The 12,205-nt window shown below is 62.2% G+C and carries 13 protein-coding genes and 1 pseudogene; all 14 read right to left on the minus strand.

The annotated features are described in order from the left end of the window. Positions 1 to 149 precede the first annotated feature (149 nt). Entirely contained in the window at positions 150 to 578 is a 429-nt protein-coding gene (locus tag EV691_RS22520; RefSeq protein WP_039807232.1) for a F0F1 ATP synthase subunit epsilon, read from the minus strand. Positions 579 to 656: 78 nt separating this feature from the next. Then, positions 657 to 2,033 (minus strand): F0F1 ATP synthase subunit beta, encoded by a 1,377-nt coding sequence (gene atpD, locus EV691_RS22525; protein WP_039807235.1) that lies wholly within the window; start codon positions 2,031 to 2,033, stop codon positions 657 to 659. Positions 2,034 to 2,064: 31 nt separating this feature from the next. Further along, entirely contained in the window at positions 2,065 to 2,928 is an 864-nt protein-coding gene (atpG, locus tag EV691_RS22530; protein WP_131301595.1) for a F0F1 ATP synthase subunit gamma, read from the minus strand. A 50-nt stretch (positions 2,929 to 2,978) separates the two neighbouring features. Next, on the minus strand, positions 2,979 to 4,523 hold the full coding sequence (gene atpA, locus EV691_RS22535; RefSeq protein WP_039807239.1) for a F0F1 ATP synthase subunit alpha: 1,545 nt from the start codon (positions 4,521 to 4,523) through the stop codon (positions 2,979 to 2,981). Between the two features lie 15 nt (positions 4,524 to 4,538). Then, positions 4,539 to 5,075, minus strand: a complete 537-nt coding sequence (locus EV691_RS22540) for a F0F1 ATP synthase subunit delta (RefSeq protein ID WP_131301598.1) — start codon at positions 5,073 to 5,075, stop codon at positions 4,539 to 4,541. Positions 5,076 to 5,087: 12 nt separating this feature from the next. Beyond that, a complete protein-coding gene (locus tag EV691_RS22545; protein ID WP_039807244.1) occupies positions 5,088 to 5,558 on the minus strand; it encodes a F0F1 ATP synthase subunit B in 471 nt (156 codons plus the stop codon). 93 nt (positions 5,559 to 5,651) lie between these two features. Next, a complete protein-coding gene (gene atpE, locus EV691_RS22550) occupies positions 5,652 to 5,888 on the minus strand; it encodes a F0F1 ATP synthase subunit C (RefSeq protein ID WP_012703649.1) in 237 nt (78 codons plus the stop codon). A gap of 52 nt (positions 5,889 to 5,940) precedes the next feature. Continuing rightward, positions 5,941 to 6,759, minus strand: coding sequence for a F0F1 ATP synthase subunit A (gene atpB, locus EV691_RS22555; RefSeq protein WP_131301601.1), 819 nt, complete (start codon positions 6,757 to 6,759; stop codon positions 5,941 to 5,943). Positions 6,760 to 6,774: 15 nt separating this feature from the next. After that, positions 6,775 to 7,173, minus strand: coding sequence for a F0F1 ATP synthase subunit I (locus EV691_RS22560; RefSeq protein ID WP_131301604.1), 399 nt, complete (start codon positions 7,171 to 7,173; stop codon positions 6,775 to 6,777). 132 nt (positions 7,174 to 7,305) lie between these two features. After that, positions 7,306 to 8,184, minus strand: coding sequence for a ParB/RepB/Spo0J family partition protein (locus EV691_RS22565; protein ID WP_131301607.1), 879 nt, complete (start codon positions 8,182 to 8,184; stop codon positions 7,306 to 7,308). A gap of 9 nt (positions 8,185 to 8,193) precedes the next feature. After that, positions 8,194 to 8,982: a ParA family protein gene (locus tag EV691_RS22570; RefSeq protein ID WP_039807257.1), complete on the minus strand. Its 789-nt coding sequence runs from the start codon at positions 8,980 to 8,982 to the stop codon at positions 8,194 to 8,196. A gap of 18 nt (positions 8,983 to 9,000) precedes the next feature. After that, on the minus strand, positions 9,001 to 9,648 hold the full coding sequence (gene rsmG, locus EV691_RS22575; protein ID WP_131301609.1) for a 16S rRNA (guanine(527)-N(7))-methyltransferase RsmG: 648 nt from the start codon (positions 9,646 to 9,648) through the stop codon (positions 9,001 to 9,003). After that, positions 9,648 to 11,540 carry a tRNA uridine-5-carboxymethylaminomethyl(34) synthesis enzyme MnmG gene (gene mnmG / locus EV691_RS22580; RefSeq protein ID WP_131301612.1) on the minus strand — a complete coding sequence of 631 codons (1,893 nt, stop codon included), beginning with the start codon at positions 11,538 to 11,540 and terminating at the stop codon, positions 9,648 to 9,650. Before mnmG ends, rsmG begins: the two co-directional genes overlap by 1 nt. A gap of 499 nt (positions 11,541 to 12,039) precedes the next feature. Continuing rightward, positions 12,040 to 12,205, minus strand: a pseudogene (locus tag EV691_RS22585) (IS1595 family transposase); the annotation flags it as partial.

The following is a 12,205-nucleotide window of genomic DNA, read 5'->3' on the forward strand; positions in this document are numbered from 1 at the left end:
AGCAGGGGGCAGCGGTTGGTGAGTTTGGCGACTGCCAATTTACCTGCTTCCCTGACTGTCAATCCTCGCTTTCCCAGGATTCCGCGAAGAACCAAGAAAAAAGGGTAGCCTGGGCTACCCTTTCGTCGTCGAGCGAGGAAGCGTCGAACTCAGTGGCGACCGTACTTCTTGCGCAGCTCGCTGATGGTGCGCAGCTGGGCGGCAGCCTCGGCCAGACGGGCGGAAGCGGAACCGTAGTCGAATTCCGCGCCCTTCTCGTTGAGCGCCTTCTGGGCGGCCTTGACGGCTTCCTGAGCGGCGACCTCGTCCAGATCCTTGGCGCGGGTCGCGGTATCGGCGAGGACCTTCACCATGCTCGGCTGCACTTCGAGGAAGCCGCCGGAGATGTAGAAGATTTCCTCGTCGCCACCCTGCTTGATCACCCGCACCGGACCGGGCTTGAGATCAGTCAACAGCGGCATGTGACCCGGGAGGATACCGACGTCACCCATGTTGGCATGGGCGATGACCATTTCCACCAGGCCCGAGAACAGCTCTTCTTCCGCGCTGACGATGTCGCAATGCACTGACATAGCCATATTCATGCCTCGGTTAGCAGGCGGCGCCACCGGGGTGGCGACCGCCTGGTCGAGCGCCCGGCTAGCGGGCGCGCCAGGTTACAGTTTCTTGGCCTTCTCGATGGCTTCGTCGATACCGCCAACCATGTAGAACGCCTGTTCCGGCAGATGGTCGTAGTCGCCCTTGAGGATGCCGGAGAAGCCGCGGATGGTTTCCTTCAGCGACACGTACTTGCCCGGGGAGCCAGTGAAGACTTCGGCCACGAAGAACGGCTGGGACAGGAAGCGCTGGATCTTACGGGCGCGAGACACCAGCTGCTTGTCGGCTTCGGACAGTTCGTCCATGCCGAGGATGGCGATGATGTCCTTCAGCTCCTTGTAGCGCTGCAGCACGTACTGCACACCGCGGGCGGTGTCGTAGTGCTCCTGGCCGATCACCAGCGGGTCGAGCTGACGGGAGGTGGAGTCCAGCGGATCGACGGCCGGGTAGATACCCAGGGAGGCGATGTCGCGCGACAGTACCACGGTGGCGTCCAGGTGGGCGAAGGTGGTCGCCGGGGACGGGTCGGTCAGGTCGTCCGCGGGAACGTACACGGCCTGCACGGAGGTGATGGAGCCGGTCTTGGTGGAGGTGATGCGCTCCTGCAGAACGCCCATTTCCTCGGCCAGGGTCGGCTGGTAGCCCACCGCGGACGGCATACGACCCAGCAGCGCGGACACTTCGGTACCGGCCAGGGTGTAACGGTAGATGTTGTCGACGAACAGCAGCACGTCGCGGCCTTCGTCACGGAACTTCTCGGCCATGGTCAGGCCGGTCAGGGCCACGCGCAGACGGTTGCCCGGCGGCTCGTTCATCTGGCCGTAGACCAGGGCTACCTTGTCGAGAACGTTGGAGTCCTTCATCTCATGATAGAAGTCGTTACCTTCACGAGTACGCTCACCCACGCCGGCGAACACGGAGTAACCGCTGTGCTCCATGGCGATGTTGCGGATCAGCTCCATCATGTTCACGGTCTTGCCCACGCCGGCGCCGCCGAACAGGCCGACCTTGCCGCCCTTGGCGAACGGGCAGACCAGGTCGATCACCTTGATGCCGGTTTCCAGCAGATCGTTGCCGCCGGCCTGCTCGGCGTAGCTCGGAGCAGCGCGGTGGATGGTCCAGCGCTCTTCCTCGCCGATGGGACCCGCTTCGTCGATCGGGTTGCCCAGCACATCCATGATCCGGCCCAGGGTAGCCGTGCCGACCGGAACGGAGATACCGGCACCGGTGTTGTTCACGTTCAGGCCACGCTTGAGGCCTTCGGTGGAACCCATGGCGATGGAGCGAACCACGCCGTCGCCCAGCTGCTGCTGGACTTCCAGGGTGGTGGCCGCGCCTTCGACTTTCAGCGCGTCATAGATGTTCGGCACCTGATCGCGCGGGAATTCCACGTCGATAACGGCGCCGATGATTTGAACGATACGTCCGCTACTCATTACTTGGTTCCTCTAACCTTATGAACCGTTCTTAAACCGCGGCAGCGCCGCCGACGATTTCCGAAATTTCCTGGGTGATCGCCGCCTGACGGGCCTTGTTGTAGACCAGCTGCAGATCGCTGATCAGCTCGCCGGCGTTGTCGGTCGCGTTCTTCATCGCGATCATCCGCGCCGCCTGCTCGGCCGCGCCGTTCTCCACCACGGCCTGGTAGACCTGCGACTCGATGTAGCGAACCAGCAGAGCATCCAGCAGCTGCTGGGCATTGGGTTCGTACAGGTAGTCCCAAGTCCCCTTCTGGACACCTTCGTCATCGCTTGCGGCCAGCGGCAGCAGCTGTTCGACGACAGGTTTCTGGGTCATGGTGTTGATGAACTTGTTCGACACCAGGTACAGACGGTCCACACGGCCTTCGTGGAAGGCATCCAGCATCACCTTGATGCTGCCGATCAGACTGCCGATCGCGGGCTCTTCGCCCAGGTTGCCGATCGCCGCGACCACGTTGCCGCCGTAGCTGCGGAAGAAGCTGGCACCCTTGTTGCCAATCACGCAGAAGTCGGCTTCGACGCCCTTGTCGTGCCACTCCTTCATGCTTTTGATCAGGGCCTTGAACAGGTTGACGTTCAGGCCACCGCACAGACCGCGGTCGGTGGAGACGAGGATGTAACCGACGCGCTTGACCGGGCGCTCGACCATGAACGGGTGCTTGTACTCCGGGTTGGCCTTGGCCAGATGGCCGATGACCTGACGGATCCGCTCCGCATAGGGACGGCTGGCAGCCATGCGCATCTGGGCCTTGCGCATCTTGCTGACCGCCACCTTTTCCATGGCGCTGGTGATCTTCTGCGTGCTCTTGATGCTCGCAATCTTGCTGCGAATCTCTTTTGCGCCTGCCATTTGACACCTTTCGGGTTAGCAGGCGGGAGCCTTGCGGCTCCCGCTGCGGCTTACCAGGACTGGGTGGCCTTGAACTTCTCGATGCCGGCCTTGAGGCCTGCGTCGATTTCGTCGTTGAAGTCACCCTTCTCGTTGATCTTCGCCAGCAGATCTGCATTCTCACGCTGGAAGTAACCGATCAACGCCTGCTCGAAGGCGCCAATTTTGGCCACTGCGACGTCCTGCAGGAAACCGCGCTCGGCGGCATACAGGGACAGCGACATTTCGGCGATGGACATCGGCGCATACTGCTTCTGCTTCATCAGCTCGGTCACGCGCTGACCGTGCTCGAGCTGCTTGCGGGTAGCTTCGTCGAGGTCCGAGGCGAACTGGGCGAAGGCCGCCAGTTCACGGTACTGGGCCAGAGCGGTACGGATACCGCCGGACAGCTTCTTGATGATCTTGGTCTGGGCCGCACCACCGACGCGGGATACCGAGATACCGGCGTTGACCGCCGGACGGATGCCCGAGTTGAACATGGAGGATTCCAGGAAGATCTGACCGTCGGTGATGGAGATCACGTTGGTCGGAACGAAGGCGGACACGTCGCCGGCCTGGGTTTCGATGATCGGCAGCGCGGTCAGCGAACCGGTCTGGCCCTTCACTTCGCCCTTGGTGAACTGCTCCACGTACTCTTCGGAGACGCGGGAAGCGCGCTCCAGCAGACGGCTGTGGAGATAGAACACGTCGCCTGGATAGGCTTCGCGGCCCGGCGGACGGCGCAGCAGCAGGGAGATCTGGCGGTAGGCGACGGCCTGCTTGGACAGGTCATCGTAGACGATCAGCGCGTCTTCGCCGCGATCACGGAAGTACTCGCCCATGGTGCAGCCGGCGTAGGGAGCCAGGTACTGCAGGGCAGCGGATTCGGAAGCGGACGCTGCCACCACGATGGTGTTGGCCAGGGCGCCGTGCTCTTCCAGCTTGCGCACCACGTTGGCGATGGTCGACTGCTTCTGACCGATGGCCACGTACACGCAGCGGATGCCGCTGTTCTTCTGGTTGATGATGGCGTCGATGGCCATCGCGGTCTTGCCGATCTGACGGTCGCCGATGATCAGCTCGCGCTGGCCACGGCCGACCGGGATCATGGCATCGACCGACTTGTAGCCGGTCTGCACCGGCTGGTCGACCGACTTACGCCAGATCACGCCCGGTGCCACTTTCTCGACCGCGTCGGTGAGCTTGGCGTCGATCGGACCCTTGCCGTCGATCGGGTTGCCCAGGGCATCGACCACGCGACCCAGCAGTTCCGGACCGACCGGGACTTCCAGAATGCGCCCGGTGCACTTGGCGCTCATGCCTTCGGTCAGGCCCAGGTAGTTACCCAGCACCACGGCACCGACGGAATCTTGCTCCAGGTTCAGCGCCATGCCATAGATGCCGCCGGGGAACTCGATCATCTCGCCGTACATTACGTCGGCCAGACCATAGATGCGAACGATACCGTCGGAAACGCTGACGACGGTGCCCTCGTTGCGGGCTTGGGCAGTCACATCGGTGTTCGCGATGCGCTGCTTGATGATTTCACTAATCTCAGCAGGATTCAGTTGCTGCATGCCATGACCCTCAAATCAGGATTTCAACGACTCGGCCAACTGGCTCAGTTTGCCGCGGACCGAACCGTCGACAACCACATCGCCGGCGCGGATGACCAGGCCACCGATCAGAGCAGGATTCACGACCTGCCTGGGGTTGACGGAACGATCTAGCCGCTTCGACAGGGCGGCAGCCAAGGTTTCGAGTTGCTCGGCGGAAAGCTCGTAGGCTGTCTCGAGTTCGACGTCGAGCGTCTTATCGGCTTCTGCCTTGTATGCCCCGAACAGTTCGCGCACAGTCGACAACACGAACAGGCGATCGTGCTCGCCCATGTTGGTGATGAAGTTGCGGAACGCCTCATCGACGTCGGCAGCGAACAGACGCAGCACGGCCTCGACCTTGCTTTCGCGGGTCAGGCGCGGGTTGCGCAGCAGTTCGGCGACTTCGGGGGCTTCAACGACAGCGGCAGCCAGGCTCAACATGCCCGACCAGGCGTCGCTGCTGTTGGCCGCGCTGGCATACTCGAAAGCGGCTTTTGCGTAAGGCCGAGCAAGCGTCTGGTTATTGATCATCGCTTGCCTCGCTTAGAGTTGGGAGGCCAGTTTTTCGACCAGCTTGTTGTGCGCCTTGGTGTCCACCTTGGACTCCAGGATCTTCTCTGCGCCCAGGATGGCCAGAGCCGCCACCTGAGTGCGCAGTTCTACCCTGGCACGGTTCACTTCCTGCTCGATCTCGGCCTTGGCCCCGGCAATCAGTCGCTCACCTTCGGCCTGTGCCTGCTGCTTGGCATCTTCGATGATCGCATTGGCCTGCTTGTTCGCCTGCTCGATGATCTGGGTAGCCTGCTCGCGGGATTCACGCAGGGTGTTGGAAACCTTTTCCTGGGCCAGCTTCAGATCCTGCTGGGCACGGCCTGCAGCATCCAGGCCCTCGGCGATTTTCTTCTGGCGTTCCTGCATGGCCTGAGTGAGTGGCGGCCAAACGTACTTCATGCAGAACCAGACAAAAATAGCGAAGGCGATCGTTTGACCAAATAGCGTCAAATTTATGTTCACAGCGATTTACCTCGTGCTATCTCGTTCGGCGTGCTTGCCATTTCCAAGACGAGGGGGCTCGCTGGGCGAACCCCTTCTTAAACCGGGAAATGCTTAAGCAGCAGAGGGAGCGACAACGAAGATGAGGTACATCGCGATACCAACGCCGATCATCGGAACGGCGTCGAGCAGACCAGCCATCAGGAAGGTCTTGGTTTGCAGCTGGGGAGCCAGCTCGGGTTGACGAGCGGTGGATTCCAGCAGCTTGCCACCCAGCAGGGCGAAGCCGATACCGGTGCTCAGTGCACCCAGACCGATCATGATGGAGGCGGCGATGATGACAAGTTCCATGTAAAGCTCCTGAAGCTAAGGTAGGTTGGTTTGGGGGAAGCGTTATTGCCGGTCAATGGTGGTCTTCATGGGCTGAGCTCAGGTACACGATGGTCAGTACCATGAAGATGAATGCCTGAAGCGGAATCACCAGGAGATGGAAGATTGCCCAAGGCAGATTCAGGGTCCACTGAGCCCAGAACGGCAGCAGGGCGATAAGGATGAACACCACCTCACCGGCATACATGTTGCCGAACAGTCGCAGAGCCAGGGTCAGCGGCTTGGTCAGCAGACCCAGGATTTCGAGGAACAGGTTGAACGGAATCAACGCCCAATGATTGAACGGGGTCAGCGAGAGTTCCTTGGTGAATCCCCCTACACCCTTAACCTTGATGCTGTAGTAGATGATCAGGATGAACACGCCGATCGAGATGCCGAAAGTGCCATTCGGGTCGGCGGTCGGCACGATCTTGAAGTAGGGCGCACCAAACAGATGGGCCAGGCCCGGGATGAAATCGACCGGAATCCACTTCAGGCTGTTCATCAGGAACACCCAGACGAAGATGGTCAGGGCCAGGGGCGCGATCAGCGGGTTGCGGCCGTGGAAGGTGTCGCGAACCATGCCTTCGACGAATTCGATGCACATCTCGGCGAGATTCTGCAGGGGACCCGGCACCTTGGTGGAAGCAGTGAGTGCGGCCTTGCGGAACAGCCACAGGAACAGCACGCCCATGGCGATCGACCAGCCCAGGGTGTCCAGGTTGATGGACCAGAAGCCCATCTGCCCGGCTTCTTCCGCCGTCTGCGCGACGATCCAGCCCTTTTCCGGGTGTGCGCCGAAGACCAGGTTCTGTAGGTGGTGCTGTATATATTCGACTGGAGTGTTCGCCATAAACGCCTCAAATGCTCAATGCTTCGGTTTGTTTCTCATCAGCAGGAGTGCGCTCGCTCCGATACCGAGCACCAGCAGGTAGCCGCCGAACAGCGCCAGCGGTTCGAGAGGCTGCACCCCCACAAACACCAGCGCGAAGAGCGCCGCTGTCAGAATTAGTTTTCCCATCTCACCGGACCAGAGCGACTGGACCACGGCCTTGGCCGAACGCGCGCCGAAATAGCGAAAGGCCTTATGGGCGAAATACAGGTTGGCCAGCCAGGCGATCAGCCCACCCAGCAGGGCCGAATACCCTGCGACCAATCCCCAAAACACACCGCACGCAAAGGCCGTGACAAGTCCGGTCAGGGCCTGCACGACCAATACACGAAACACGGGAAGGCGGTGGAGCGGTGTCCGATTACGTATGTTCACACGATCCCCGTCACCATGGCGGAGCGTTCAACGAGCCTACCGCTTTCAAAATGCGCGGCGAGTATATGGGTGGTTCCAAGTCGGTTCAACCTTCGGGTAGTCTTTTCCGATCGCCCGCTACACGCCGGAATATCAACGGATATGGGCCAGCACACCCTGCAGTTCGTCCAGAGAGTTGTAGCGGATCACAAGCTGGCCCTTGCCTTTCTGGCTGTGCTTGATCTGTACCGGAGAGCCCAAACGCTCGGCCAGCCGCTGTTCCAGACGGGTTATGTCCGGATCGCTCGTGTGGGCTTTCTCCGCTTGCGACTGCTCGTTCAGCCACTGGCGAACCAGTGCCTCGGTCTGACGGACGGTCAGACCGCGTGCGACAACATGTCGCGCGCCCTCCACCTGCCGTTCGGCGGGAAGCCCCAGCAGGGCACGGGCATGGCCCATTTCCAGATCGCCACGGGAAAGCAGGGTCTTGATCTCCTCCGGCAGGGAAATCAGCCGCAGCAGGTTGCTGATGCTGACCCGCGACTTGCCCACCGCATCGGCAACCTGCTGCTGGGTCAGCTGGAACTCCTGCTGCAGGCGCTGCAGGGCGGTGGCCTCCTCGATCGGGTTGAGGTTCTCGCGCTGGATGTTCTCGATCAGCGCCATGGCGATGGCGGCCTCGTCCGGCACCTCGCGGACGATGGCCGGAATCTTCTCCAGCCCGGCCTGCTGGCTGGCCCGCCAGCGCCGTTCGCCAGCGATGATCTCGTAGCGCTGGCCATCGACCGGCCGCACCACGATCGGCTGCATCACCCCCTGGGCCAGGATCGACTGCGCCAGTTCCTCCAGCGCCACCGGGTCCATGTCGCGGCGCGGCTGGTACTTGCCGCGCTGGATCAGTTCCAGCGGCAGGTGCTGCAGCTCATGGCCATCGACCGGTTGCCCGACCTCCTTCTGCAGGGCGGTCACACCACCGGTACCGCCCAGCAAGGCATCCAGCCCGCGGCCCAGGCCTCGTTTCTTGATCGCCATGGAAGCTCCTTATGCTCGGGTACCACGTACAGCCTGACGCTGGCGACGGGACAGTTCGCTGGCCAGCGCCAGATAGGCCTGGGCACCCTTGGATTGCTTGTCGTAGACCAGCGCCGGCATGCCGTGGCTGGGCGCTTCGGCGAGTCGCACGTTGCGCGGGATGACGGTTTCGTAGAGCTTGTCGCCGAAATGCGCCTGGAGTTGCTCGGAAACTTCGTTGGTCAGGCTGACGCGCGGATCGTACATGGTGCGCAGCAGGCCCTCGATCTGCAGGCTCGGGTTGAGCGCCTTGCCGATGCGCTGGATCGAGTTGACCAGGTCGCTCAGGCCTTCCAGGGCGTAGTATTCGCACTGCATGGGGATGATCACCCCGTCGGAAGCGGCCAGGGCGTTGATCGTCAGCATCGACAGCGAGGGCGGACAGTCGATGAGGATGTAGTCGTAGTTCTCGCGGATCGGTGCCAGGGCTTCGCGCAGGCGGTGCTCCTTGCCCGGTTTGTCGAGCAGCACGACCTCCGCCGCGGTGAGATCGCGGTTGGCCGGCAGCAGCTGGTAGCCGCCGTGCTCGGAGAACTGCATGGCTTCGGCGAAGCTGCAGTCGCCGGTCAGCACGTCGTAGACCGAATGCTCCAGATTCAGCTTGTCCACCCCGCTGCCGGTGGTGGCGTTGCCCTGGGGATCGAGGTCGATCAGCAGCACGCGTCTGCGTGTGGCCACCAGCGAGGCGGCCAGGTTGATGCAAGTGGTGGTCTTGGCCACACCACCCTTCTGGTTGGCGATGGCGAGTACTTTAGCCATGGTCAGCGTCTGTCCGGGTCATGGAGTGCGGCGCAGTATCAGCAGATGGCGCTGACCCTGACAACCGGGAACCTTGAGCTCATAGGTACGTTCCAGTCGAAAATCGTCCGGCAGGGCCTGCAGCTCGTCGTCCGGCTGCACGCCCTTCATCGCCAGCCAGCGGGTTTCGCCATCACTCAGGTGGCGGGTCCAGTTGGCGAAATCCGCCAGCGAACTGAACGCCCGAGAACAGATGCCGGAAAATGGCTGCGCAGGCGTGAATGCCTCGACCCGACTGTGAACAACTTCCAGGTTTTGCAATTGCAGTTCCAGTTTCACCTGGGTAAGGAAACGGGTTTTCTTGCCGTTGGAATCCAGCAGAGTGAAGCGCCGCCCGGGAAACAGGATGGCCAGCGGGACTCCCGGCATGCCGCCGCCGCTGCCGACATCCAGCCAGTTATCCCCAGCCTTGGCGACTTGCGGCACCACGCTGAGGCTGTCGAGCAGATGGCGCGAAACCATCTCGTCCGGATCGCGTACGGCGGTGAGATTGTAGGCCTTGTTCCACTTGATCAACAGCGCCAGGTAGGCGAGCAGCTGTTCCTGCTGGCGGTCGGACAGTTCGACGCCCAGTTCGCGGGCGCCGCACGCCAGTTCCTCGGCGTGGCGGGAGGTGACGGTGGACATCAGGCGCTCTGCTCCAGGTTCCGGCCGGCGTCACGCTTCTTCAGGTGGATCAGCAGCAGGGAAATCGCCGCCGGGGTGACCCCCGGAATCCGCGATGCCTGGCCGAGGGTCTGCGGGCGGGCCTGGCCGAGCTTGTGCTGGATCTCCTTGGACAGTCCGGAAATCGCCGCGTAGTCCAGGTCGTCGGGCAGACGGGTGCTTTCACTGGCGCGCAGGCGGGCGATCTCGTCCTGCTGGCGATCTATGTAGCCGGCGTACTTGGTCTTGATCTCCACCTGTTCGGCAACCTGTTCATCTTCGGCACCGCCTCCGGTCAGCCCAACCAGGCCGGCGTAGTCGATTTCCGGCCGGGCCAGCAGGCTGAGCAGGTTGTATTCGCGGGCCAGCGGACTGCCGAAACGCGCGGCGACCGCCTCGCCCTCCGGCGTACCTGGGCGTACCCAGGTCGTCTTCAGGCGCTGCTCCTCGCGCTCGATGCCTTCGCGCTTGGAGCAGAATGCCGCCCAGCGGGCGTCATCGACCAGACCCAGCGCACGGCCCTGCTCGGTCAGGCGCAGGTCGGCGTTGTCCTCGCGCAGGATCAGCCGGTACTCGGCGCGCGAGGTGAACATGCGGTACGGCTCCTGGGTGCCAAGGGTGATCAGGTCGTCGACCAGCACGCCGAGGTAGGCCTCGTCGCGGCGCGGACACCAGCCCTCGCGACCCTGGGCGCGCAGCGCAGCATTGGCGCCGGCGAGCAGGCCCTGGGCGCCGGCCTCCTCGTAGCCGGTGGTGCCGTTGATCTGCCCGGCGAAGAACAGCCCACCGATCACCTTGGTTTCCAGCGAGTACTTGAGGTCGCGCGGATCGAAGAAGTCGTACTCGATGGCGTAGCCCGGACGCACGATATGGGCGTTCTCCAGACCGTGGATCGAGCGGACGATCTCGAGCTGCACGTCGAACGGCAGCGAAGTGGAGATGCCGTTCGGATAGACCTCATGGGTCGACAGGCCTTCCGGCTCGAGAAACACCTGGTGGCTGTCCTTGTCGGCGAAGCGGTGGATCTTGTCCTCGATCGACGGGCAGTAGCGCGGGCCGATGCCCTCGATCACCCCGGAATACATCGGCGAGCGGTCCAGGTTGCCGGCGATGATCTCGTGGGTGCGCGCATTGGTGTGGGTGATCCAGCAGCTGACCTGCCGCGGATGCTGCTCGCGTGCGCCGAGAAAGGACATCACCGGCACCGGCGTGTCGCCCGGCTGCTCGGTCATCACCGAGAAGTCGATGGAACGGCCGTCGATGCGCGGCGGCGTGCCGGTCTTCAGGCGGCCGACGCGCAGCGGCAGCTCGCGCAATCGGCGCGCCAGGGCGATCGACGGCGGGTCGCCGGCACGACCGCCAGAATAATTCTCCAGGCCGATGTGGATAAGTCCGCCAAGGAAGGTACCGACAGTCAGCACCACATTGTCGGCATGGAACTTCAGGCCCATCTGGGTGACGACGCCGCGCACCTGCTCGCCCTCGACGATCAGGTCGTCGACGGCCTGCTGGAAGATCCACAGGTTGGGCTGGTTTTCCAGGATGCGGCGGATCTCCGCCTTGTACAGCGCGCGGTCGGCCTGGGCGCGGGTGGCGCGTACCGCCGGCCCCTTGCGGCTGTTGAGGACGCGGAACTGGACGCCGGCCACGTCGGTGGCCCGGGCCATGGCACCGCCGAGTGCATCGATTTCCTTGACCAGGTGGCTCTTGCCGATGCCACCGATGGCCGGGTTGCAGCTCATGTGCCCGAGGGTTTCCACATTATGGGAAAGCAGCAGGGTCTTCACGCCCATGCGCGCAGCCGCGAGCGCGGCTTCGGTACCGGCATGGCCACCACCGATCACGATCACGTCAAAACGGGAAGGGAAGTCCACCACGCACCTCGTGCCTGTTCGTAGGGGGGAAAGGAAGGGCGGCAAGTATAGAGAGTTAGGCAAGGCGAATGAAGGTCCTGCACAAAAAATAACCAGCCGCTTCGCGCTGCCGCTCTACAAAGCCTGACCGCGACAAAAGGGAAGAAATCTCTAAAAAGTCTGTTCTTGGTTTTTTATGTCTGAGCAACGCGGTATCTGTGGATAACTTATCAAAAACCTTTCGCCATCGACGTTTCCAACAAGGATAAGACTGTGGCGATCCTGCCTGTGGATAGAGGGTAGCCTGTCGGCGTCCTGTACATGGATCTGGACCTTATCCACCCGTGAAATTACCGGCGTTTTTGCCACCGGCCTATCGACGGAGCCCGGTGAGGGTTTTCCACAGGTTTGGCTGAGGCTCGGCAGCACGGCGTGGGTCCGCCTTTCGGTGCCGGACAGAGCAAGCGTGGGGATAACGGGGTGTAGTGGTCAATTAATTCTGGACACAGTTTTAGGAAGGCTATGTCTGAGTTAGTTGTTGCATAGCTACTCGCCCTAGCGCCTCTCTCAAGCAAATCAATGGATTGAGCGGCGTCTTGTAGCGTTCGAGCAGGCGGCGCCATCCCAGGTAATGGGTCAGATACTTGGTGGCCACCCCATGAAAGGGAATCATCCAGCTCTTCAGT

It is taken from the genome of Azotobacter chroococcum (assembly GCF_004339665.1).
GTDB lineage: Bacteria > Pseudomonadota > Gammaproteobacteria > Pseudomonadales > Pseudomonadaceae > Azotobacter > Azotobacter chroococcum.